The sequence below is a fragment of the Uliginosibacterium aquaticum genome (assembly GCF_012972705.2).
Lineage (GTDB): Bacteria > Pseudomonadota > Gammaproteobacteria > Burkholderiales > Rhodocyclaceae > Uliginosibacterium > Uliginosibacterium aquaticum.
Window position 1 is genome coordinate 1,589,134 of sequence record NZ_JABCSC020000001.1, and the last position, 22,697, is coordinate 1,611,830.

The 22,697-nt window shown below is 61.7% G+C and carries 20 protein-coding genes; 4 read left to right on the top strand and 16 right to left on the bottom strand.

Annotation, left to right across the window (positions count from 1 at the left end; genetic code table 11):
• Nucleotides 1-2: 2 nt before the first annotated feature.
• From HJ583_RS07100 to HJ583_RS07140, 9 genes are all read right to left on the bottom strand, one after another.
• Entirely contained in the window at nucleotides 3-497 is a 495-nt protein-coding gene (locus HJ583_RS07100; RefSeq protein WP_170021231.1) for a hypothetical protein, read from the bottom strand.
• Nucleotides 498-524: 27 nt separating this feature from the next.
• Complete coding sequence (pflA, locus tag HJ583_RS07105) at nucleotides 525-1,364, bottom strand: pyruvate formate-lyase-activating protein (protein ID WP_170021232.1); 840 nt, start codon at nucleotides 1,362-1,364, stop codon at nucleotides 525-527.
• A 119-nt stretch (nucleotides 1,365-1,483) separates the two neighbouring features.
• Nucleotides 1,484-3,745, bottom strand: coding sequence for a formate C-acetyltransferase (gene pflB, locus HJ583_RS07110; RefSeq protein ID WP_101942934.1), 2,262 nt, complete (start codon nucleotides 3,743-3,745; stop codon nucleotides 1,484-1,486).
• Nucleotides 3,746-4,154: 409 nt separating this feature from the next.
• The gene (locus tag HJ583_RS07115) at nucleotides 4,155-5,003 is read right to left on the bottom strand and encodes a D-hexose-6-phosphate mutarotase (RefSeq protein WP_170021233.1); all 849 of its coding nucleotides are present in this window, start codon (nucleotides 5,001-5,003) and stop codon (nucleotides 4,155-4,157) included.
• Nucleotides 5,004-5,030: 27 nt separating this feature from the next.
• The gene (locus tag HJ583_RS07120; protein ID WP_170021234.1) at nucleotides 5,031-5,642 is read right to left on the bottom strand and encodes a DNA-3-methyladenine glycosylase I; all 612 of its coding nucleotides are present in this window, start codon (nucleotides 5,640-5,642) and stop codon (nucleotides 5,031-5,033) included.
• Complete coding sequence (locus HJ583_RS19065) at nucleotides 5,639-5,950, bottom strand: putative quinol monooxygenase (RefSeq protein ID WP_170021235.1); 312 nt, start codon at nucleotides 5,948-5,950, stop codon at nucleotides 5,639-5,641. The genes HJ583_RS07120 and HJ583_RS19065 overlap by 4 nt, the downstream gene beginning before the upstream one ends.
• Nucleotides 5,951-5,981: 31 nt before the next feature.
• Nucleotides 5,982-8,684, bottom strand: coding sequence for a bifunctional acetate--CoA ligase family protein/GNAT family N-acetyltransferase (locus HJ583_RS07130; protein WP_170021236.1), 2,703 nt, complete (start codon nucleotides 8,682-8,684; stop codon nucleotides 5,982-5,984).
• A 100-nt stretch (nucleotides 8,685-8,784) separates the two neighbouring features.
• A complete protein-coding gene (locus HJ583_RS07135; RefSeq protein ID WP_170021237.1) occupies nucleotides 8,785-9,027 on the bottom strand; it encodes a hypothetical protein in 243 nt (80 codons plus the stop codon).
• A 167-nt stretch (nucleotides 9,028-9,194) separates the two neighbouring features.
• Complete coding sequence (locus HJ583_RS07140) at nucleotides 9,195-9,803, bottom strand: acetate uptake transporter (protein ID WP_101942923.1); 609 nt, start codon at nucleotides 9,801-9,803, stop codon at nucleotides 9,195-9,197.
• Nucleotides 9,804-10,028: 225 nt separating this feature from the next.
• On the opposite strand from HJ583_RS07140, the gene HJ583_RS07145 reads away from it, so the two are divergent.
• Entirely contained in the window at nucleotides 10,029-12,713 is a 2,685-nt protein-coding gene (locus tag HJ583_RS07145; protein ID WP_170021238.1) for a cation-translocating P-type ATPase, read from the top strand.
• 101 nt (nucleotides 12,714-12,814) lie between these two features.
• Nucleotides 12,815-14,797 (top strand): acetate--CoA ligase, encoded by a 1,983-nt coding sequence (gene acs, locus HJ583_RS07150; protein WP_170021239.1) that lies wholly within the window; start codon nucleotides 12,815-12,817, stop codon nucleotides 14,795-14,797.
• An 87-nt stretch (nucleotides 14,798-14,884) separates the two neighbouring features.
• On the opposite strand, the gene HJ583_RS07155 is transcribed toward acs, so the two are convergent.
• The 7 genes from HJ583_RS07155 to HJ583_RS07185 all read right to left on the bottom strand — a co-directional run bounded on the left by HJ583_RS07155 (nucleotide 14,885) and on the right by HJ583_RS07185 (nucleotide 21,113).
• Nucleotides 14,885-15,634 carry a trypsin-like peptidase domain-containing protein gene (locus HJ583_RS07155; RefSeq protein WP_328824848.1) on the bottom strand — a complete coding sequence of 250 codons (750 nt, stop codon included), beginning with the start codon at nucleotides 15,632-15,634 and terminating at the stop codon, nucleotides 14,885-14,887.
• A 94-nt stretch (nucleotides 15,635-15,728) separates the two neighbouring features.
• Entirely contained in the window at nucleotides 15,729-15,950 is a 222-nt protein-coding gene (locus HJ583_RS07160; protein ID WP_170021240.1) for a hypothetical protein, read from the bottom strand.
• Complete coding sequence (locus tag HJ583_RS07165) at nucleotides 15,947-16,492, bottom strand: YgjV family protein (protein ID WP_101942916.1); 546 nt, start codon at nucleotides 16,490-16,492, stop codon at nucleotides 15,947-15,949. The genes HJ583_RS07160 and HJ583_RS07165 overlap by 4 nt, the downstream gene beginning before the upstream one ends.
• Nucleotides 16,493-16,635: 143 nt before the next feature.
• Nucleotides 16,636-17,265: a 3'-5' exonuclease gene (locus HJ583_RS07170; protein ID WP_170021241.1), complete on the bottom strand. Its 630-nt coding sequence runs from the start codon at nucleotides 17,263-17,265 to the stop codon at nucleotides 16,636-16,638.
• The gene (locus HJ583_RS07175) at nucleotides 17,262-19,070 is read right to left on the bottom strand and encodes a putative nucleotidyltransferase substrate binding domain-containing protein (protein WP_170021242.1); all 1,809 of its coding nucleotides are present in this window, start codon (nucleotides 19,068-19,070) and stop codon (nucleotides 17,262-17,264) included. The genes HJ583_RS07170 and HJ583_RS07175 overlap by 4 nt, the downstream gene beginning before the upstream one ends.
• A gap of 79 nt (nucleotides 19,071-19,149) precedes the next feature.
• A complete protein-coding gene (locus HJ583_RS07180) occupies nucleotides 19,150-20,805 on the bottom strand; it encodes a cation acetate symporter (protein ID WP_170021243.1) in 1,656 nt (551 codons plus the stop codon).
• Nucleotides 20,802-21,113: a DUF485 domain-containing protein gene (locus tag HJ583_RS07185; RefSeq protein ID WP_101942910.1), complete on the bottom strand. Its 312-nt coding sequence runs from the start codon at nucleotides 21,111-21,113 to the stop codon at nucleotides 20,802-20,804. Before HJ583_RS07185 ends, HJ583_RS07180 begins: the two co-directional genes overlap by 4 nt.
• 207 nt (nucleotides 21,114-21,320) lie before the next feature.
• Between HJ583_RS07185 and HJ583_RS07190 the strand changes: the two genes are divergently transcribed.
• Both HJ583_RS07190 and HJ583_RS07195 read left to right on the top strand, forming a co-directional pair.
• Nucleotides 21,321-22,208 (top strand): LysR family transcriptional regulator, encoded by an 888-nt coding sequence (locus tag HJ583_RS07190; RefSeq protein WP_170021244.1) that lies wholly within the window; start codon nucleotides 21,321-21,323, stop codon nucleotides 22,206-22,208.
• Nucleotides 22,205-22,687: a YaiI/YqxD family protein gene (locus tag HJ583_RS07195; protein ID WP_170021245.1), complete on the top strand. Its 483-nt coding sequence runs from the start codon at nucleotides 22,205-22,207 to the stop codon at nucleotides 22,685-22,687. Before HJ583_RS07190 ends, HJ583_RS07195 begins: the two co-directional genes overlap by 4 nt.
• Nucleotides 22,688-22,697 lie beyond the last annotated feature (10 nt).

The window sequence follows — 22,697 nt, forward strand, 5'->3', positions numbered from 1 at the left end:
TCTCAGTGATGTGGGGCTGCGTCCTGTGCCTGGTCGCCTCGCTCATGGGCAGAAAGCGCCCACATGATTTCCAGATCAAACTGGCGTAGCGGGCGTTGCTCCTGCGTGACCACGGCGTGCCAGGCGCGCGCAAGTTCTGAAGCCTCTTCGACTTGATGAACCTCTTCAAGCAGAAGGGGGGCGTCAGTGTTGATACTGCGCAGGAAAAAACCACGTGAATCGGCGATGGCAATGCCGACCCCTGCTAGCAGCATGGCACCTGCGGTGAATTCCCAGAGGGTTTCAACCAGGGCCGAGTTGGTCTGGATCAGCGAGCCAGCGATCACTGCCAGCAACAGGATCGGCGCGATGGCGGCGAGCGTGGTGGAGATGCGACGCCAGCGCAGGGCCTGGGCATCAATGCTGGTGGCTTTGCCAAGATACTGGCGGGCAAGGCGCACCGAGCGGGCTGCGTGCGGCGCAGCAAGATCGAGAAGTTGTTGAGCGGAGTGAGACATTGCAGATGAAGCAGAAAGGAAAATCGGTCAGCTCGGACAGTTGAGTCCGTAGGCGCGGAAGATAGCCTTGGCGGCTTCGGTTTCTTCGGGCTTGGGCGTTGGTGTATCGGTCAGCTCGTACTTCATGCCGAGCTGCTCCCACTTGAAGCGGCCCAACTGATGGAAGGGCAGTACGTCCACGCGCTCCACATTGCCCAGCGACGCGGCAAATGCGGCCACGCCCTTGATGTTGTCCGGCGCATCGGTGTGGCCCGGCACGAGGACGAAGCGCACCCACATCGGGCGGCCGCGTGCAGCGAGGCGGCGGGCAAAATTGAGTACCGGCTCGACTTGCTTGGCGGTGACCTTGAGGTGAGTCTCCGGATCCCAGCTCTTGAGGTCCAGCAGGAAGAGATCAATCTGGGAAAGGTCGGCATCGCTGAGGCGATCACCGAGGTAGCCGTTGGTGTCCAAGCAGGTGTGGATGCCCATTTCGCGAGCACCGCGGATGATGTTCATCACGAAGGGCGCTTGGACCAGAGGTTCGCCGCCGGAGATGGTGAGGCCGCCGCCCGAGAAGCGCAGGTAGTCCTTGTACTTCTTCAACTCGTCGAGAATGTCATCAGCGCAGACGACCTGGCCGTGCTTCAGTTTCCAGGTGTCCGGGTTGTGGCAGTAGGTGCAGCGAAATTCGCAGCCAGTGGTCCAGAACACTACGCGCATGCCAGGGCCGTCCACGGCCGAACCGGTTTCTTCTGAATGCAGGAAGCCCCAGCGCCCCTCCTGGGCAAGGCGCTCGGCATCGGCGTCGTCCATGTTGCTGTCGAGGGCGCGCAACTCGAAACGGCTGCCTTTGAGCGGGCGTTCGATCTTGTGTTCAGTACTCATCAGTCGGGAGTCCGGAAAAAAAAGTCCCGACACCGCTTCCGCAGTGCCGAGACTTGATTGTGACGGAAGTTTGATACTCCGCCTACGGGGTTCGATCAAACCCCGCTGTCATGTGCTGATCAAACTTCGCCGTGGAAGGTACGGTTGATCACGTCGAGCTGCTGTTCCTTGGTGAGCTTGATGAAGTTCACCGCGTAACCCGAAACCCGGATGGTCAGCTGCGGATACTGTTCCGGATGTTCCATGGCGTCGACCAGCATGTCGCGGTTGAGCACGTTGATATTGACGTGGAAACCAGTGACACCGAAGAAGCCATCCAGCGAACGGGCCAGGTTGGCAACCTGATCGGCACGGGTGGAGCCCAGACCGCTCGGCACGATCGAGGAGGTCATCGAGATGCCGTCCTGACAGTGTTCGTACGGGATCTTGGCAACCGACATGGCCGAGGCCACGAAGCCCAGCTTGTCGCGGCCGTGCATCGGGTTTGCGCCCGGTGCGAACGGTTCACCAAGGCGGCGGCCATCCGGCGTATTGCCCGTGCTCTTGCCATACACCACGTTGGAGGTGATGGTCAGAACCGACTGGGTGTGCAGCGCATCACGGTAGGTGCTGTGCTTGCGCAGCTTGTTCATGAAGGTCTCGGCCAGCCAGGTTGCGTACTGGTCGACTGCGTCGTCGTTGTTGCCGAACTTCGGGAAGTCGCCTTCGGTGATGTAGTCGGTCACCAGACCGGTTTCATCACGCACCACCTTGACCTTGGCGTTCTTGATGGCGGACAGCGAGTCAGCCACCACCGACAGGCCGGCAATGCCGAACGCCATGGTACGCAGCGGGTTGTAATCATGCAGCGCCATCTCGATACGCTCGTAGGCGTACTTGTCGTGCATGTAGTGGATGCAGTTCATCGCATTCACATAGGTTTTGGCCAGCCATTCCATCGCGATGTCGTAGTTCTTCATCACGGCGTCGAAGTCCAGCACATCACCCTTGACCGGTTCGAAAGCCGGCATGACCTGATCACCCGTCATTTCGTCACGGCCACCGTTGATGGCGTAGAGCATGCACTTGGCGAGGTTCACACGAGCGCCGAAGAGCTGCATCTGCTTGCCCACGCGCATGGCGGACACACAGCAGGCGATGGCGGTGTCGTCACCCCAGGCCGGACGCATCAGCTCGTCCGATTCGTACTGGATCGAGGAAGTGTCGATCGAAACCTTGGCACAGAACTTCTTGAAGCCTTCTGGCAGTTTCGGCGTCCAGAACACGGTCATGTTGGGTTCCGGTGCCGGGCCCAGGGTGTAGAGCGTGTTCAGGTAGCGGAAAGAGGTCTTGGTGACCAGCGGACGGCCATCTTCAGAGACGCCGCCAAGGGACTCGGTCACCCAGGTCGGGTCGCCGGAGAACAGGGCGTCGTATTCCGGGGTGCGCAGGAAGCGGACGATACGCAGCTTGATCACGAAGTCGTCGATGATTTCCTGCGACTGGGATTCGGTCAGGGTGCCTTCGGCCAGATCACGCTCGAAGTAAGCGTCGAGGAAGGTGGAGGTGCGGCCCAGCGACATGGCGGCACCGTTCTGCTCCTTCACCGCAGCGAGGTAACCGAAGTACAGCCACTGTACGGCTTCCTTGGCGGTTGCGGCGGGTTTGGAGAGGTCAAAACCGTACTTGGCAGCCATGACCTTCAGTTCGGTCAGGGCCTTGAGCTGTTCGGAGAGTTCTTCACGGTCGCGGATGATCGCGTCGGTGGAGTGGGCGCCGTCGATGGAACGCTTTTCCGCCTTCTTGGCTTCGATCAGCTTGTCCACACCATACAGGGCCACGCGGCGATAGTCGCCGATGATGCGGCCACGGCCGTAGGCGTCGGGCAGGCCGGTCACGATGTGCGAGCGACGGGCCTTCAGCACGTCAGCTGGGTAGGCATCGAACACGCCTTCGTTGTGGGTCTTGCGGTACTTGGTGAAGATCTCGGCAACTTTCGGGTCGACCGGGAAGTTGTAGGCCTTCAGGCTGTTCTCAACCATGCGCCAGCCGCCATTCGGGAAAATGGCGCGCTTGAGCGGGGCTTCGGTTTGCAGACCAACGATGACTTCGTTGTCTTTGTCGATGTAGCCAGCGTCGTGAGCGGTGATCGAGGACGGGATCTGGGAGACATCCAGCACGCCCTTTTCACGTTCCTGCACGAAGAGTTCGGAAAGCTTGGCCCAGATCGCGGTGGTACGCGGGGTGGCACCGGCCAGGAAGCTGTCATCACCTTCATAGGATTTGACGTTCTTCTGGATGAAGTCGCGGACTTCGATTTGTTTTTGCCATTCGCCGCCCTTGAAACCGCGCCAGGCGTGCGCTACTGCTGAGTCGAGATTGATAGTGTCGCGTTCAGACATGATGCCTCCGAGTTGAATTGAAACCGTTGAGGCCCTTTTCAGGGCTTGGCGCACGTATCCGCTCTCAGAGGATTCGCTCGCCGCAATTCTTTGCTGTCGGGAATGGGCTTTTTGTTCTGTTTGACTTCTTTGACCGTAATGCTAGTGGGTGTTCTGTCATAAGCCGAATCGAATGTTCGGATTCCGGCATAAAGGATTATGAAGGTGCGCTGCAACAATAATTATGGGCTCGCAATTCATTGATTTATAGGGTGAAAATACCCTATCAAAGCTCTCGGGAATTAAGCCGTCAAGTCGATTCATGGAAGGAATCCGACAAATTAGGGGTATACCCAGAGCGGATTCCGCCTGTCACACTCTTGGGCTGGCTCCGTGCCGGTTGCCAGCCCGCGTTTGCAGGAGGGATCGATTACATCGCGACGAGGCTCTGGCGACCCCACCAGCCTTCTCCAGCGGGCAGTTCGACCGGGCTTTCGATGGCACCGGCTTCCACGCACAGGAAGCGCCGGAAAGCACTGGGTGGCAGGTCCGCGATCGTGGCGCAGGTGGCTTCCCAGGGGTTCCACACGACGGTGTCGGGCATGTTTTCGGCATTGATGCCGAGTGCGCGGCGATCGTCGCGCAGCAGCAGCGGATTTTCGGTGGCGAGATATTGGCGCGTGGTTTCGCGATCAATGGCCACGAAGGTGCCGCTGTCAGAATGCATCTGGCCGGTCAGCAGATCACGGTATTGCTGGCCGCGCAGCCCTTCGAGGTGGGCCTCTTCGGCTTCTTTCACGCGGATGTAGGTGTGCAGTGCGGCGGTAAAGCGCAGCGGTGCCTCGCCGGTATTTTCGACTTCAAGCTCCATGTCGAGCCGGCTGGCCGTGATTGCCACGCTGAATTCGATCTTGAAGGCGTGCGGCCACAAGGCGCGGGTGGCTTCCGAATCGGTGAGGCGCAGCACGGCCATGGCGAAGTCGTCGCCGGCGCGGGCGGAAACCTTTTCCCAGGAGCGATCACGCACGAAGCCGTGCTGGGGCAGGGGGCCGGTTTTGCCGAACTGCGGAAAGCAGATTGGCACGCCACCGCGTACCGGCTTGCCATCTTCGAAGAGGGCTTTTTCCGACATGTACAGGCGCTCTTCGCCGCCGGCCGGTTTCCACGATACGAGATGTGCACCGTGCAGCAGGATGATGGCTTCGGCGCCATCGGGGGCGCGCAGGTGGATGGCGGGCAGGCCGTGATAATCGATGTCCTGGGCAAGAGGTGCGGGCATGGGCAGGTCTTTCGTAAGGGAAACAGGTCAGCCAGGACGAGCCTGGTCGGGATGGCAGAAGCAGGTCGTGGTGTGGTCATTGACCATGCCGGTGGCCTGCATGAAGGCGTAGCAAATGGTGCTGCCAACGAATTTGAAGCCGGCTTTGAGCAGCGCTTTTGACAAAGCATCGGATTCAGGCGTGCGAGCTGGAATTTCGCTCATGCCTGACCAGTGATTGACGCGCGGCTGATCACCGACAAAGCGCCACAGCCAGGCCACTACATCGCCTTCGCGCTCGCGCAGCGCCAGCCAGGCGCGTGCATTGCCGATGGTGGCGGTGATCTTGGCGCGGTTGCGGACGATGCGGGCGTCCTGCATCAGGGCTTCGATGTCGGCCTCGGTCATGGCAGCAATCCGAGCGATGTCGAAGCCGTGAAAGGCGTGGCGGTAGCCCTCGCGTTTTTTGAGGATGGTGATCCAGGCGAGGCCTGCCTGCGCGCCTTCGAGGCAGAGCATTTCGAAGAGATGGCGCTCGTCGCGGCAGGGGATGCCCCATTCCTGATCGTGGTAGTCACGATAGAGTGGATCGGCTGCGCCAGCCCAGGTGCCAAGCCAGGCGCAGCGGGCGCGGCCATCCTGCCAGTCGGCAGCGCTCACTCGTCCAGCTCGCTGATGGCGCGTAGCACGCGGATATCGGGCAATCCGCGCATCTTGCCAAGCAGGCTCAGGACGCCGCGCGCGACATGGGCCGAGTCCAGATGGCGCTGGTGCGCATCGAGGCTCTCCCAGGTTTCGATGGTGTTGAGGGCAAACGGACGCTTGCTGTCGGCATATACGTCAAAGCGCAGGCAGCCTTCTTCCTGACGGCACAGATCGGCCATTCCGGAGAGGGTGCGGGCAACTTCCGGGAAATGCTCGGGCAGGGCTTCGGCGAGGGTAATGACGTGAATGGCGCTGGCAGGCATGAGGCTTGAGTCCATGAAACTGGGGTGATTGTCAGGCGGCCTTATTGGCTTTGGCAAGGTCCAGCGTGCCGTGCTTGATGGTTTTGTCTTCCGGGTCGTTGCGCAGCACGAAACCGATGCGTTCCACAAAGCGCAGCATGCGTTCATTGCTGGCGAGGAATTCGCCCTTCATGGTTTGCAGGCCACGCTGCCAGGCAGTGGTAACGAGCACCTCCATGAGCTTGCGGCCCAGGCCGCTGTGCTGGTAGGCGTCGTCCACCACGATGGCGAATTCGCAGCTGAAGCCATCCGGGTTGGTGGTGTAGCGGCATACGCCGATCTGGATTTCGTTGCCCTCGGTGAGGTGGGTGGCAATGAAGGCCAGCTCGCGGTCGTAGTCAATCTGGGTGAGCTTGGCGAGCAGGGACGGGGAGAGTTCGCGCAGGGCGCTCATGAACCGGAAGTACTTGGTTTCGGGCGAGAGCTTTCGCACGAAAGCCTGGTTCATCTCCGCGTCTTCCGGTTTGATCGGGCGGATGGTGATTGGTGCGCCGTCCTTGAGTTGCCATGGATAGATCAGATTGCTCGGGTAGGGGTGAATCGCCATGTGGTCGTAACGGCCGGCGCTGCGCGGGATCTCGCCGATCTCGATGCGCGCGTCGGCAACCTGCAGGCCACGATCGTCCACGCACAGCGGGTTGATCTCCAGCGAACGGATCCAGGGCATTTCGCAGATGATGTCGGAGACTCGCAGCAGGGTGTGTTCGAGCGCATCGAGATCGGCTGCAGGCATGCCGTCGAGTGCGCCGAGCATGCGTTCGGCGTGAGTGCTGCGCAGGAGATCGCGTACGAGGAAGGCGTTCAGTGGCGGCAGGCCAACCGCACGGTCCGGCCAATAGTTCGGATCCAGGCTGCGCTCGCCAATCCCGATGACGGGCCCGAAGACTGGATCGCGCCACACGCGCAGCATCAGTTCGCGGGTGTAAGGGCTCTGCCAGCTTGGCTCAATGCACATGCCGGCGGCGAGTTCTGTGGGGAGTTGCTGCTTGAGCTGGCTGGTGAGTTCTTCGTAGGCCAGATGCAGGGCGACGGTACTGGCCAGGTTGTGGCGTCCGGCCAAGTGCTGCAGGCGGGTGCCCGCGAGCGCGGCATCCGGTTTGATATCCACCGGGAAGCCGAAATGCATTGCCGCTTCGATGCCTTCAGCAGGGCTGTGCACCACGCGCAACTCGGTAACCGGGATGTGGAAGGCTGCAAGCAGGGCGATGGCTTCGTGGCGGCGCAGTACAGTGCGGTGGGCCTTGAGTGCACTCTCGATCATGCTGCGGGCAAGTTCGCGAAGCGGTGCTTTTTCGTATTCGAGGGGGGCCGGCACTTGGGTCAGCAATTGCTGGTTGCGGTAGTAGGAGCTGATGTGGGAGAACAGGTCGACAGCGCTCTCTGGCGTGCGCAGCGAGGGGATGCGTGCCTGACGGAAGATCTCGCGGGCTTCAAGGCAGGCATCATCTCCAAGCCAGCAAGTGAGGATGGGCTTGTCCGAGCCCTTGGCGAGTTCCACCACGCGGCGCGCCACTTCACTGGGCTGACTCATGGCGAGTGGTGAGAGCAGGCACAGCACACCGTCGACATGCTCGTCCTGCAGCAAGGTCTGGAGTGCGCTGGCATAGCGCTCGGGGCTGGAGTCTCCGATCAGGTCGATCGGGTTGTCGACGCGCGAATGCGAAGGCAGCAGCTCTTCCAGATGGGCGATGGTATCGGGTGCCAGGCGCGCCAGTTCGATGCCGAGGTCACCGGCGCGGTCGGCGGCCATCACGCCCGGGCCGCCGCCATTGGTAATGATGGCGAGACGGTTGCCGCGCGGCCGGAAATGCACGAAGAGCCCTTTGAGGCTGGAAAAAAGCTGGGTCAGGGTGTTCAGGCGGATCACCCCGGAGCGGCGCAGAGCGGCGTCGAATACGGCATCGTCGCCCGTGACCGCGCCGGTGTGCGCCTGAGCTGCGCGTGAGCCGACCGGATGGCGACCCACTTTGAGCACCATCACTGGTTTGGCCCGGGCGGCGGCGCGGATCGCGCTAAGAAAGCGGCGTGCATCGCGAATGCCTTCGATGTAGACCAGGATGGCTTCGGTGCGGAAATCCCACACCAGATAATCGAGGATCTCGCCGAAATCCAGTTCGGCCGAAACCCCTAGTGAAATTACATTCGAGAAGCCAACCTGGTTCGGCCGGGCGTAATCGAGCACTGCCGCGCACAGGGCGCCGGATTGAGAAACGAAGCCGATCGAGCCGGCAATCGGCTGGCTGCCGGCAAAGGTGGCGTTGAGGCCTAGCAGCGGGCGTGCTACGCCGAGGCTGTTCGGCCCCAGTACGCGCATGCCGTACTGACGGGCGATGTGTACCGTGTCTTCCTCCAGCTGAGCGCCCAGGGTACCGCTCTCGCCGAAGCCAGCGGAGAGTACCGCGGCGATCTTGACGCCAGCACGCCCGCATTCATCGATCAGTCCTGGCACGCTGCCGGCCGGCGTCGCGATGACGGCCAGGTCCACCTTGCCCGGTACGTCACCGATATGCGCGAAGCAGGGCACTCCCTGAACGCTGTCGTATTTCGGGTTGACCGCATGCAGGGCACCCTTGAAGCCCGCCCCTAGCATGTTGCGCACGAGAATCGCACCGAGTGCGTTGTCGCGCTCGGTGGCGCCGATGATGGCCACACTGCGCGGCTCGAACAGCGGCGAGAGGTAGTGTTTTTCGTCCACGGGGCTTCCTGCGTGCAGGCTCCGGCGGATGGCCGGGCAGTGACTTGAGTATGCCGCATGGACAGGGCGCCTGACGCCCGGGATAACCCTTTCGGGAGTGTTACATCTCCATCTCGGTGACGGGTTCGTTCGTCAGTACGGCGATGTAGCCCTCATTGACGAGGGTTTCGATGGCGGCGTGTGCTTCATTGCCCAGCATCAGGCGCTGCTGCAGCTCAAGCCAAGGGGTGTGGCCATCGATGAGGATCAGGGTGCTGCGCAGACGCGCGGGCAGGTGGTGGCTGCGGTGGGCGATTTCTTCAATGCCCTTGCGGGTCTTGCAGTAAATGGCGGTGTCGGGCATGGCACATCTCCGGCTGTAGATGCCTTGACGCTAGCTGCAGGCGCCGGATGCCGCAATGCGGGATCTTCCGCAGAAGGGTGAAAACAAATGTTACAGACGTGCGTTGCAGGCGTAAAAAAGGCGCCGCTGCACGGGGCAGGGGCGCCTTCTTGCGGGAGCGGAGTCGCTCAGGCCGCTTTCTTCAGCGCTACGGCCTTGGCCTTGGGCTTGCCCATCGGCAGCACGTCGCGGCCGTAGATTTCATTGATGATCTGGGCGGCCGCGTCGTAGATCGCGAAGGCGCCGCAAAGAATGCCTTCCCAGCCGGCCAGATGCTTGATGGCTTCGTTGCCGGTGGCGTCACCGATGGCGAGCAGGGCGAAGAGCACGACCAGCGAGCCGAACACCAGCTGGGTGATGCGCGAGAGCTTCAGGGTGCCGACGAACAGGACCGCGGTAAAGATGCCCCACATCACGAGGAAGGCAACCAGACCGCCGGTGGAGGTGGCGTCCATCAGGCCGGTCTTCGGGAAGGTGACCAGACCGACCAGGGTCAGCCAGAAGAAGCCATAGGAGGTGAAGGCCACGGTACCGAAGGTGTTGCCCTTCTTCCATTCCATCAGGCCGGCGATGACCTGGGCGATACCGCCGTAGAAGATACCCATGGCGAGGATCATCGAGTTCATCTCGAAGAGACCAGCGTTGTGCAGGTTCAGCAGCACAGTCGTCATGCCGAAGCCGAGCAGGCCCAGCGGGGCGGGATTGGCGGTGGTGTCGTGAAGCTTAGCGTCGGCCATGAGGGAGGCTCCGGAGTAATCAGGGAATGAAAGACGGCGCATCTTGCCAGCGAAGCTGGTCAAAACATTTCGTCTGGATCAAAAGTGTTAGGGGTTTGTCCTTATCGGGCGCGCAGATTACCGGGCTGGGACAGGCTTCGGGAAGCTTTTTGAGCGGCCGGGCCAAAAACGCAAACAAATGTAAAAGCCTATAAAGAAAGCAGGGTTTTTGGTCTGGGAGGCAGGATGACACAGCAAGCGCCGCGCGCTGAAGCGTGGCATGCCCGAGCGGCAAGCGAGGTGCTGGCCGTCCTGAATACCGACGGGGCGGGCTTGTCGGCTAGCGAAGCCGAGCTCCGTCTGCAGCGTTATGGCCCCAATCTTCTGCCCGTAGCTCAGGTGCGGCCGGCCTGGCTGCGTTTTCTGGATCAGTTCAATAACCTTCTGGTGCTGGTTCTACTGGCTGCCGGCGTGCTCACCTTGTTGTTGGGGCATGTGCTGGATGCCGCTGTGATCATCGGCGTGACGATCGTCAATGCCCTGATCGGCTTTGTTCAGGAAGGGCGAGCCGAAGCGGCATTGGCCGCAATCGGCAAGATGCTGACTCCCACGGCGAGGGTGCTGAGAGGCGGCCAGCAACTCGCCGTGGACGCTGCTCGACTGGTGCCGGGAGATATCGTGCTGCTGGCTGAAGGCGACAAAGTGCCGGCGGATCTGCGCCTTTTTGAGGTCAAAGCCTTGCGCGTCGAGGAAGCTGCGCTGACAGGGGAGGCGGAGCCGGTTGAGAAGAGCGTAGCACCGGTTGACAGTGAGGCTGTGCCCGGTGACCGGCTATGCATGGCCTTTTCCGGCACGCTGGTGGTGCACGGCCAAGGGCGTGGGGTGGTTGTGGCGACGGGCGCGGCGAGCGAGATCGGCCAAATCAGCGCCATGCTGGCTGCCGTGGAGCGTATTGATACGCCTTTGCTGACGCGTATGGCGAGTTTTAGCCGGCAACTTACCCTGGCGATCGGCGTGCTGGCGGTGGTGGTGTTTGCGCTGGGGGTGTGGGGCGCGGGCTATGCGTGGAGCGAGATGTTCATGGTGGCCGTGGGGATTGCGGTGGCGGCGATCCCGGAGGGCCTGCCGGCCATCGTGACGATCACTCTGGCTATCGGCGTGCAGCGCATGGCCAAGCGTAATGCCATTGTGAGGCGCTTGCCTGCAGTGGAAACGCTCGGTTCGGTCAGTGTGATCTGTACCGACAAAACCGGCACCCTGACCCGCAACGAGATGACGGTGCTGCGCGTGGCGACCGGCGAGCAGGTGTTTGAACTGGACGGCACCGGCTATGGCCCGGAGGGGGGCATCCATGTGGGTGGTCGGCGTATCGAGCCACGTGACTACGCCGTGCTGGGGGAACTGGCACTGGCGGGCTTGCTATGCAATGACGCGCAGGTTCGTCAGGGCGTGGATGGCTGGCAGCTACAGGGCGATCCGACCGAAGGCGCACTGTGTACTCTGGCGCTCAAGCTCGGGCTGGAACATGCTGAGGAGGCTGCGCGGGCGCCGCGTCACGATGTGATTCCGTTTGCGGCCGAGCATCGTTACATGGCTACTCTGCATGAGGCCGCCATTTACCTGAAGGGCGCGCCGGAGGCCGTGCTGGCGCGCTGTGACCGCCAGCGGGGCGATTCTGGTGATATACCGCTTGACCAGGCTTACTGGCTGGCGCAGGAAACAGCCCTTGCTTCCGAGGGCTTACGGGTGCTGGCGCTCGCTCAGCGGGTGCCGGATGCCGAGCAGGCCGAGTTGAGCCTCGACGCGCTCGGAGGCCACTTCGTGCTGCTCGGGTTAGTGGGCATCATCGATCCGCCGCGCGAGGAAGTGCGTGCCTCGCTGGCGCGCTGCCATGGCGCAGGCATTCGCGTGAAGATGATTACCGGGGATCACGCCATTACGGCGCGGGCCATTGCCAGCCAGCTCGGGATTGGCGGTGATGCGGGACGCACGCTCACCGGCAGCCAGATCGAGGCCATGAGCGATGCCGATCTCAGGGCGGTGGTGCATGAGGTGGATGTCTTCGCGCGGGCCAGCCCCGCGCACAAGCTGCGTCTGGTCGAAGCTTTGCAGGCGGGCGGTGCAGTGGTGGCGATGACGGGAGATGGCGTGAATGATGCGCCGGCCCTCAAGCGTGCCAGCGTGGGGGTGGCGATGGGGCAGAAGGGCACCGAGGTGGCGCGCGAAGCAGCGGGCATGGTGCTTACCGATGACAACTTCGCTTCGATCGGTCATGCCGTGGAGGAGGGCCGCACGGTCTATGAAAACATCCGCAAGGCCATCCTCTACATCCTGCCTACCAACGGTGGTGAGGTCGGGGGCATCGTGCTGGCAATGCTGCTGGGCTGGCAAATGCCGATCACGCCGGTGCAGATCCTGTGGGTGAACATGTTCACCGAGATCACCCTGTCGATCTCACTGGCCTTTCTGCCCGCCGCTGCGGCCTGCATGCAGCGCCCGCCACGGGATCCGGCCGAGTCCCTGATCTCGGGCTTCCTGCTTTGGCGTCTCCTGCTGGTCTCCCTTCTGATGGCCGGTGCAAGCCTGCTGGTGTTCCAGCTTGAGCTCACCACAGGGGCGAGTATTGCCCAGGCACGCACGGCGGCCGTGAACATGATCGTGGTGGGTGAGGCGGCCTATCTTCTCAATTGTGGCGATCTGGAGCATTGCGTGCTGGGCAGTCTGTTGCGCAATCGTCCGGCGTGGCTAGCAATTGCGGTCGTGATGAGCCTGCAACTGGCTTTCACCTATCTGCCCACGCTGCAGCTGCTGTTTGGCACGGCTGCCCTGCCGGTGGCCAGCTGGGGCTACATCCTGCTGCTTGGCTTGACGCTCCTGTTGCTGGTAGAGGGTGAGAAAGGGCTCCGGATGTGGCTGGAGCGGCGTACGTGAAAGCCCCTACTGAATACCTTCGGGCATCAGGGCTTTTGATAATTATCAATTGCTTGACATGGTCATAGCATGTCGGCTCCCACCGCAGGAGAGAGACAGAAATGAGCACAATCAATTCAGTAATGCAGGAAACCCGGGTTTTTCCGCCTTCTGCCGAGACGGTGGCGCGCGCCACGATCTCCGGCATGGCCGCCTACGAGGCCTTGTGCAAGGAAGCCGAAGCTGATTACAGCGGCTACTGGGCGCGTCTGGCGCGCGAGCACGTCAGCTGGAAAAAGCCCTTCACGCAGAGCCTGGATGAGTCTGAAGCGCCTTTCTATCACTGGTTTGCGGATGGCACGCTGAACGTCTCCTACAACTGCCTGGACCGTAACCTCGAGAACGGCAATGCCGACAAGGTGGCGATCATCTTTGAGGCGGATGATGGCAAGGCCAGCAAGACTACCTATCGCGAGCTGCATGCGATGGTCTGCAAATTTGCCAACGGCCTCAAGGCACGCGGCATTGGCAAGGGTGACCGGGTGGTGATCTATATGCCGATGTCGGTCGAAGGGGTGGCCGCCATGCAGGCCTGCGCGCGCATCGGCGCAACCCACTCGGTGGTGTTCGGTGGCTTCTCGGCCAAGAGCCTGCAGGAGCGTATCTCGGATGCCGGCGCGGTGGCGGTGATCACGGCTGACGAGCAGTGCCGTGGCGGCAAGAGTCTGGGCCTCAAGAGCGTGGTGGATGAGGCGCTGGGCATGGGGGGCTGCGAGAGCATCCATACCATGGTTGTGTATCGCCGTACCGGCGCCGCGATTGCCATGCAGGAGGGGCGTGACATCTATCTGGACGAACTGATTGCCAAACAGCCCGCTGAATGCGAGCCGGAGTGGGTGGGGGCCGAGCATCCGCTGTTCCTGCTCTACACCTCCGGCTCCACCGGCAAGCCGAAAGGCGTGCAGCACTCCAGTGGCGGCTATCTGCTGCATGCCATCCTGACCATGAAGTGGACTTTCGACATCCAGCCGCAGGATACCTTCTGGTGCACCGCCGACATTGGCTGGGTCACCGGCCACACCTATATCGCTTACGGGCCGCTGGCCTGCGGGGCAACCCAGATCGTGTTCGAAGGCGTGCCGACTTATCCGGATGCCGGGCGCTTCTGGCAGACCATCGAGGCGCACAAGGTCAGCGTTTTCTACACTGCGCCGACGGCGATCCGCGCGCTGATCAAGGCCTCCGAAGTCGATCCGAAGGTTGCGCCGCGCAACTACAAGCTCGATTCGCTGCGTCTTCTGGGCTCGGTGGGGGAGCCGATCAACCCGGAAGCCTGGATGTGGTACTACGAGCAGATCGGCGGTTCGCGTTGTCCGATCATGGATACCTTCTGGCAGACCGAAACCGGTGGCCACATGATCACCCCCTTGCCGGGTGTGACGCCGCTGGTGCCCGGTTCCTGCACCTTGCCCTTCCCGGGCATCCAGGCCGCCATCGTGGATGAGACCGGGCATGACGTGGAGTGGGGCAAGGGTGGTTTTCTGGTCGTCAAGAAACCCTGGCCGTCGATGATCCGCAACATTTACGGTGATCCGGAGCGTTTCAAGAAGAGCTACTACCCGGATGATCTGGGCGGGCGCCTGTATCTCGCAGGCGACGGTGCGATGCGTGATGCCAAGACTGGCAATTTCACCATCATGGGCCGCATCGACGATGTGCTGAACGTTTCCGGCCACCGGATGGGAACCATGGAAATCGAGTCGGCGCTGGTGGCCAACCCGCTGGTGGCCGAAGCTGCTGTGGTCGGGCGCCCGGATGAGCTCACCGGCGAAGCCATCTGTGCCTTTGTAGTTCTAAAGCAGGCGCGGCCCAGTGGCGATGCGGCGAAGGCCATGACCAAGGCTTTGCAGGACTGGGTGGCCAAGGAAATCGGGCCGATCGCCAAGCCGAAAGACATTCGTTTCGGTGACAACCTGCCCAAGACCCGCTCCGGCAAGATCATGCGGCGCCTGCTCAGGGCTCTCGCCAAGGGTGAGGAAATTACCCAGGATGTGTCGACCCTGGAAAACCCCGCCATTCTGGAACAACTCAGGCACTCGGCCTGAGTCGTTTCAGCAGCAGACTTGGGGGGCTGTGGCTTCAGACGCCACAGCCCTTTTTCTTGCGCGGACGTTGGAGGGCTGGGGCGCGGTTCAGTCGGCCGTGAGGGTCAGCAGGATATCGGCGTACCAGGCGCAGTTAAGACCCAGCGCTTCATCCAGCTTCAGATCACGGCTGCCCACATCGAGGCGGGCCGAATGGATGCCCAGCAGGACCCACGGCAGCTGCCCCTGCGTGCAAAGCGTTGCGGCCCGGCGTTTGACGACCGGTGCGCCGCTGCCGCCGCGATGGGTGCGGGCATCAGTGAGAAAGTAGCCTTCGCCCTGAAAGCGCATGCCGAAAGAAGAGGCGATGCCCGCCTGGCGCACGACCGGCAGGTGATGGAAGTCGTCGTGAAAACCCAGCGGAAAACCCAGGATCAGAATCGATTCTCCGGCTTCGATCTGGTCTGCCGGGGTGACCAGATTCTCCGGCCCGAAGGTGGCAATGACGCTGCCCGCAGGTAAGGCGGTGCGTTCGATTTCGATAATGGCGACATCGATTTCACCGGAGCCGTCGCTGCCTTGGCGCCACAGACTCTTGCCGTGACGGTAGAGCGGAATCGAGAAACCTGTGGAACTGGCCATGTTGTGCGGATCGGTATGCAACTCGATCACCAGCCGATCCGGGCTGTGCTTGCTGGGTTCGTCGAACATCACATGGCGGCTGGTGACCAGGAACAGGCGCTCGCCGCGAGCGAAGAAGAAGCCGCTGGCGTTGGTCAGGGATTGCTCGCCGTAGTAAGTGACGATGCGGGTGGTTGTGAGCAGGAGGGCTTCGATCATGGCAGGAGTGACTTGCACTCGCGGCTTCGGAGGAGGGACGACCAGCATACGCCGGCTCGCGCCGCTTGCCAGAACGAATCGTCGCAATGGACGCCTTGCACATACGGAAAACTCAGAAAGGCAGGCGCCGTCGGCCTTTGGCAGGAGAGATGGGGGCATCGGGAGCGGGGCCGAGCTCGGCGCGTTGTGGCTTACGCAGGGCATTCAGCTCCGGATTGGCGAAGCGTACCTTGCCTTCGAGTTCGCAGCCGCGCATGCCTGGCGAACAGATGGCGCCCTGAACGCGCTGACAGAGGCCGTTCGCGTCGTGCGGGCAGCCCCACGCGCTGCTCATGGCGTGATTTCCTTGTGTGCATGCGCTTCGGAGGCCTGCGCAAGGCGTGCATCGCGTCGCATGCGCCAGATCGTGTGGCTGTTCACGGCCAGGATCACTATTTCCAGCGCAGTGCCGCCAATCGAACCGGAGATGATGTTGTTGGCCACCCATAGCAGTGTGCCCAGCAGCATCACTACGCGCATGCGCACGCCGTGAAGCAGGAACAGGGCAAGAGTGCCGACGCAGGACGCGATCAGCGGAAACCAATTCCACCAGTGCTGGACCAGGGTGATGCCCAGTGCCAGATTCACGATCACCACCGTGATCGCTACCCAGATCGAACGGGTGTAGAGCGAGAGCGCTGAACGGATCGCCGAGATGCTTGAGCTAGCCATGGCGGTGGGATTGCCGAGCAGCCAGAAATGGATCACGTAGGCGATGCACTCTCCGAACATGTAGAGCTTGAAGTGGCGATCACTTTTCTGCAGGAAGGATGCAACGCCGAGGATGAAAGCTACATAGCCGACGAGCTGGGCAGGGGAAAGGACTTCGGTAAGCATGGAGGCGGACTGTGCTGCGCGGGTTGCTACTGTACGCCGGCACAGGCGGGCTGGTCGAGGCGCTGCCGGGTTATCTTGCAGTCAACTGGTTGACTGGAATACTGCAGACATCCATCCTGAATTTTATTTTCTGATGAGCTTGATCAGAATTCTGAATCTTGATCTGGATTCATGCGGCTGAGCTTGAGAAAAATCATCGCAGCGAGCACCGCATCGTTGAGTGGATCGTGGCGTGGCAGATCCGGCAGATCCAGATCCTGCAGGATGCTGGAGAGACGCAGGTCCACTTCAGGGCGGTAAGCGGTGACCTTGCGGTCGTAATAAAGGCCGGAGACTTCGATGGCCGGGTTGGGCAAGTGGATGCCCAGGCGCGGCTGGATCTGACGGTTGAGCACGGCCAGATCGAATTCAAGGTAATACCCCAGCAGGGGGCGGGCACCGATGAAATCGAGTAGAAGGGGTAATGCCTGGTCCACGCTGAGGCCGTTTGCCACATCCTGCGCACGCAACTGGTGGATCGGAATGCTGCCAGGCGCGATGCTGCCCTCCGGTTTGAGCATCAGGCGCAGGGCTTCGGAGCGGTAGATGCGGTTGGCACGCACCGGCACTGCGGCAATGCTCAGGATCTCGGCCTGCTGCGGATCGAGGCTGCTGGTCTCGCAGTCGATGCTGATCCATTCATTGGCTGGCGGCCTGGCGAAGAGGAAGGCGTAAGCCGGATCGCGCAGAGCGCGGCGGGCGCGCCAGCGGCTGAGGCGATTGAGCAGGTTCATCCGAGGCGGGCCAACTGGAAGTGGTGCTCGATAAGCTGGCGGAAACGCTTGACTACCCCCAGCGCGTCCTTGAGCAGATCGCGTTCTAGGGTGGAGAGTGCTGCGGGCTCGATAAGATTGTCCGGCGCGCGGCCCTGGGCGATGGCGTTGAGACCGTGCTGCAAGCGTAGTCCATGCAGAAAGCTGAGCGTTTCGCGCAGATCCTGCGCCAGCTCGGTGGGCAACTGACCGCAGGCCAGCAAGGCATCGATGCGCTGATAGCTGTTGGCTGCTTCGATGCTGGCTTCGAGGGCGAGGCTGCGCAGGCCGTGCACCAGAGGAAAAATGCCGCCCTTCTTGATGTCCAGCCGGTCGCGTTCACTGCCGGCATCGAGTACCAGGCGTGAGAAGAGGGACAGCGGCACGTCGAACTGCAACACCGGCAGGGCGAAGCGGGCGAGGAAAGGGGCGTCCAGCTCGGGCAGCGCCTGCAGGCGTACCGGTCCCAGCAGGCTGGCCTTGCCGGCGATCGGACGGGCATCGGCCCAGATGGCCAGACGCATCACATTCTCGGCGCTGGCGCTGCGAATCCAGCCGAGTAGGCGGCTGCGCATCTCGCTGACCCCGCAGCACCAGTCCGGCTGGTTCAGCATGATGCCGCCAGGGCAAGGTGGGTAGCCGAAGGCCAGCAGGGTCTGGGTGAAGCGCTCGCAGATGGCGGCAAGATCGGGGTGCTCGAAGCCGTCCTCGATGAGCAGTGCGTTGTCCTGATCGGTCTTGAGTATCTGCTCGCCGCGCCCTTCCGAGCCCAGTACCAGCAGACAGGTGTGTGCCAGCATTTCAGGCGGCGCCAGCAGTGTGAATACACGGCCGAGCAGGTGGCGGCGCAACTCGCTCAGAAGATCGGCGATCTGGCTGACTTTCACGCCGTTGCGATGAAGCAGCGCAACCAGCTCTTCCATGCCGCGATTAGCCGCCATCAGCTCGACGATGGATTCGGCGCGCTCGATCTGGGCCAGCACGATGTGGGACTGATTGGAGAGGAAGGATAGCAACTCGACCTGCTCAAGGATGCCGATGATCTCGCCCTTGCGGGTGACGACCAGGCGCTGGATGGTGTGCGTAGCCATCAGCAACTGAGCGTGATACAGATAGGCCTCAGCTTCGATGGTGAGCAGCGGGCTGCGCGCCAGCGGGCCGACCGGGGTACTGGCAGCAGGGGCTTCGCTGATCACGAAATCACGCAGATCCGAGCGTGTGAAGATGCCCGCCTCTTTCTCGCCCTGCACCAGTACGCAGGTGGCGTGGTGCTTCTGCATCAGTTTGGCTGCGGCCAGCACCGGCTCTTGAGCCTCTACCCACAGGGCTTTGGAGAGGTAGGCTGCGTCCACCCGGCTCATCAGCATGGACTGTAGCTGTCCTTGTAGAGGGCGATTGGCCAGTACTGCGAAGCGTGCCGCCACGTCCTGGTAGAAAAAGGCTCCAAAAACCGGGTTGCGCTGAGTGAGATCGAGCACCTGCTCGCGTGGCAGGCAGAACACCAAGGTGTCTTCCACCGCTATCAAGCGGTGCTGGGCGCGGCCGCTGAGCATGGCGCGGGCATCGAAGATGTCCTGTGGACCGTAGTAGCCGAGGATCTCACCCTCGCCATGTTCGGAAATCAGGCCCTTGATCACCACATAGAGTGTGTCGACCGGGCTGTTGGCTTCGTGCAGACAGACATTTTTCGGGAAATAGGCGACATCGACACACTCGCCGAGGCGCTGGCGCTCAGCGGGGCTGAGGCAGTCAAACGGAGCGTGGTTGAAGTCGAATGGGGTGGTCACTCAGGTTCGCCTTCGGATGTTGTGCGGCACAATGAAAAACCCCGGGCCGAGGCCCGGGGCAAGTTGCTGCGGGAGGAAATCAGTGCTTGCTGGTCGCGCCTTCGGCCCCCACGCCGGTCATTGAACGGATGAACTGGGGCAGAAAGGCTGCGCGCTCCTTGTTGGCCGATTCGCTGTTATCCAGCACCGAGAACAGCCAGGTGAAGAAGAAGGCGGCTGTCATCGAGAACAGGGCCGGATTTTTGTAGGCGAAGATGGCTTCCTTGTTCTTGAGTACATCCACCCATACCGTCGGGCCGAGCACGATCAGGGTGACGGCCGAAACCAAGCCGATCACACCGCCGAGCACTGCGCCACGTGTGGTGAGTCCTTTCCAGAACATGGACATGAATAGCACCGGGAAGTTGGCCGAAGCGGCAATCGAGAAAGCCAGACCGACCATGTAGGCGATGTTCTGTTTCTCGAAGGCGATGCCCAGGAGGATCGCGACGATGCCCAGGAATACGGTGGCGATCTTGGATACGCGGATTTCCTGCGCTTCGCTGCTGCGGCCATGGCGCCACACGCTGGCATACAGATCGTGCGATACGGCCGAGGCGCCGGAGAGCGTCAGGCCCGATACCACGGCGAGGATGGTGGCAAAAGCCACGGCCGAGATGAAGCCGAGGAAGAGGTCGCCCCCCACGGCATTGGCCAGATGGATGGCCGCCATGTTGTTGCCGCCGATCAGACCCTTGGCATCGGTGTATTGCGGTTGGTTCAGCACCAGCATGATGGCGCCGAAGCCGATGATGAAGGTCAGGATGTAGAAGTAGCCGATGAAGCCGGTGGCGAAGAACACCGACTTGCGTGCTTCCTTGGCGTCCGCCACGGTGAAGAAGCGCATCAGGATGTGCGGCAGGCCAGCGGTGCCGAACATCAGGCCAATGCCCAGCGAGATCGCATCAATCGGGTTGGACACGAGCCCCCCCGGCGACATGATTGCGGTGCCTTTGGGATGTACTTCGATGGCCTTGCTGAACATGGTTTCAATGCTGAAGCCGGAGATCTTCAGCACCATGAAAGCCATGAAGGATGCGCCCGAGAGCAGCAGCACGGCCTTGATGATCTGCACCCAGGTGGTGGCGAGCATGCCGCCGAACATCACGTACATCACCATCAGGATGCCGACCAGAATGACTGCCGAGCTGTAATCCATGCCGAACAGCAACTGGATCAGCTTGCCCGCTCCCACCATCTGGGCGATCAGGTAAAGCGCTACAGTGACCAGGGTGCCCACTGCCGAGAAGGAGCGCACGGGGCCTTGTTGCAGTCGGTAGGAGGCCACATCGGCAAAGGTGTACTTGCCCAGGTTGCGCAGGCGCTCGGCCACCAGAAAGGTGATTACTGGCCAGCCGACCAGGAAGCCGATCGAGTAGATCAGCCCGTCATAGCCGGAGCCGTATACCAGTGCCGAAATCCCGAGGAAGGAAGCGGCTGACATGTAATCGCCCGCAATCGCCAGACCGTTCTGGAAGCCGGTAATGCCGCCGCCAGCGGCGTAGAAGTCCTTCGCCGAGCGGGTGCGCTTGGCGGCCCAGTAGGTGATGTAGAGCGTGGCGCCGACGAAGATGAAAAACATCACGATGGCCGAGACGTTCAGCGAGCGCTTTTCAACCGCGCCACCGATGGCATCGGCCGCCCATACCGGCAGGCTTGAGAGCAGGCTCATGAGGAAGATGGAAAGACGCTTCATTGCTGTGCCTCCTCGACCACTTCGCGGGTCAGCTGGTCAAACTCGGTATTGGCTCGGCGCACGTAGATCCCGGTCAGCACAAACGCCGACAGGATCACGCCGACGCCGACCGGGATGCCCCAGGTGATGACGGTGTCCGGGCCAAGTGGCGTGCCGAAGAGTTCCTTCTTGAAACCGATGATCAGGATGAAGGCGCAGTAGATGGCCAGCATGATGATGGACAGGGACCACGAGAACACACGCTTGGTGTGAACCATGGCAATGAACTTCGGATTATTTTGTATCCGTTCGATCGTGGGTGAAGTCATGTCTCTCCTCCGAGGATGGGCCCGGCTAACAGTCGGGTTGCTCAGACTCTATTCAAGTCATGGTCTTCGTGGCTAATGACTATTCCTGATAGGCGATATCATTCACAGCGATGCACAATCTGAAAAGCTTGCAGAGCAAGGATTTTCAGGAGGCTCCGACCATTCGGGCAAAAGTCCCGGCTAGGTGTTAACCATTATCGGAATGTCATGGAACTTTATCAGCTGCGCAGCTTCCAGGTCGTTGCCCGCCAGGGGCATCTGACCCAGGCTGCCGAACTGCTGCATCTCTCGCAGCCAGCCGTCACGGCACAGATCAAGGCGCTGGAGGAAGAGCTTGGGGTGAGCCTGTTCGACCGGGTGGCCGGCGGTGTGCAACTCACCGACGCCGGCAGCCGCTTGCTGGTCGATGCCGAGCGTGTGTTGAGCGATGCGCGCGCCCTGATTGACCACGCGAAAAGCATGGAAGGCGAGCTGCGCGGAAGGGTCCGAATCGGTACCCTGATCGTGCCGGCGCGCCTGCGTCTTGGCCAGTGGCTACGAGATGTACAGCGGCGCCATCCTTTGCTGGAAGTGCATACGCGCCTTGGGCTGTCGCGCGATCTGCTTGGCGAGATCCGCCGCAATAACCTTGATTGCGGATTCTTTCTGGGCCGGGACAGTTTTTCCGGCATGTCTGCGATCACCCTGGCCGAACTGGGCTTCTGCGTGGCGATTCCCTCTGAGTTGGCCGATGCCCTGGCTCATGCTGACTGGCAGCAAATGAACAATACGCCTTGGTTGGGTGTCTCGCCACGCTCGACGATCGCCACCATGACCGCCGAACTCTGGCGTCAGCACAACATCCATCCAAGGGTGGTGGGGGAGTTCGATGATGAGGCGACGCTGGCCGAACTCATCAAGAACGGGCTGGGCCTCGCATTGCTGGCCGAGCGCACTGCCAGGCGCTTTGCGGCGGATGGTGCGTTTGTATTGTGGCGTGGCGGTGAAGTCGTCAGCCGCGCGCCTTTGCAGTTCATCTACCCCTCCGAGCGCGAGGGGGATCCACTGCTAATGGGCTTGCGCGATTCGCTCAAGACGATCTGGGATTTGCCATGAGTGCGGGCATAAGCGAAACCGGCAAGACCCGGCCGCGCCTGTGGGTGGATGCCGATGCCTGCCCGGTGGTGATCAAGGAAATCATCTTCCGCGCCGCCACCCGCAAACAGCTCGAAACCATTCTGGTCGCCAACCAGATGTTGCGCACGCCGCCATCACTGCATATCCGTGCCGTGCAGGTGCCTTCAGGCTTTGATGTAGCCGACAACTACATCGCCGCCCAGGTGCTGCCGGGCGATCTGGTGGTGACGGCGGATATCCCGCTGGCGGCGCAGGTGATCGAGCGCGGCGCGAGTGCCATCAACCCGCGTGGCGAGCTATACACCGCCGCCAATATCCGCGAGAGCCTGTCGATGCGCGATTTTATGGAAAGCCTGCGCAGCAGTGGCGTGCAAACCGGCGGCCCCGCCGCCTTCAGCCAGGCAGACCGGCAGGCTTTTGCCAATCAGCTGGATCGTTTGCTGGCGAGGATTGTGTAGATGAAGTAGG

Bases quoted from the DNA above. Each gene is read 5' to 3' on its own strand.
- HJ583_RS07100 (WP_170021231.1), bottom strand. From the start codon at position 497: ATGTCTCACTCCGCTCAACAACTTCTCGATCTTGCTGCGCCGCACGCA.
- HJ583_RS07115 (WP_170021233.1), bottom strand. From the start codon at position 5,003: ATGCCCGCACCTCTTGCCCAGGACATCGATTATCACGGCCTGCCCGCC.
- HJ583_RS07160 (WP_170021240.1), bottom strand. From the start codon at position 15,950: ATGAGCAGCGCGTGGGGCTGCCCGCACGACGCGAACGGCCTCTGTCAG.
- HJ583_RS07195 (WP_170021245.1), top strand. From the start codon at position 22,205: ATGAGTGCGGGCATAAGCGAAACCGGCAAGACCCGGCCGCGCCTGTGG.
- HJ583_RS19065 (WP_170021235.1), bottom strand. From the start codon at position 5,950: ATGCCTGCCAGCGCCATTCACGTCATTACCCTCGCCGAAGCCCTGCCC.
- HJ583_RS07190 (WP_170021244.1), top strand. From the start codon at position 21,321: ATGGAACTTTATCAGCTGCGCAGCTTCCAGGTCGTTGCCCGCCAGGGG.
- HJ583_RS07170 (WP_170021241.1), bottom strand. From the start codon at position 17,265: ATGAACCTGCTCAATCGCCTCAGCCGCTGGCGCGCCCGCCGCGCTCTG.
- HJ583_RS07165 (WP_101942916.1), bottom strand. From the start codon at position 16,492: ATGCTTACCGAAGTCCTTTCCCCTGCCCAGCTCGTCGGCTATGTAGCT.
- HJ583_RS07180 (WP_170021243.1), bottom strand. From the start codon at position 20,805: ATGAAGCGTCTTTCCATCTTCCTCATGAGCCTGCTCTCAAGCCTGCCG.
- HJ583_RS07140 (WP_101942923.1), bottom strand. From the start codon at position 9,803: ATGGCCGACGCTAAGCTTCACGACACCACCGCCAATCCCGCCCCGCTG.
- HJ583_RS07145 (WP_170021238.1), top strand. From the start codon at position 10,029: ATGACACAGCAAGCGCCGCGCGCTGAAGCGTGGCATGCCCGAGCGGCA.
- HJ583_RS07185 (WP_101942910.1), bottom strand. From the start codon at position 21,113: ATGACTTCACCCACGATCGAACGGATACAAAATAATCCGAAGTTCATT.
- pflA (WP_170021232.1), bottom strand. From the start codon at position 1,364: ATGAGTACTGAACACAAGATCGAACGCCCGCTCAAAGGCAGCCGTTTC.
- HJ583_RS07135 (WP_170021237.1), bottom strand. From the start codon at position 9,027: ATGCCCGACACCGCCATTTACTGCAAGACCCGCAAGGGCATTGAAGAA.
- pflB (WP_101942934.1), bottom strand. From the start codon at position 3,745: ATGTCTGAACGCGACACTATCAATCTCGACTCAGCAGTAGCGCACGCC.
- acs (WP_170021239.1), top strand. From the start codon at position 12,815: ATGAGCACAATCAATTCAGTAATGCAGGAAACCCGGGTTTTTCCGCCT.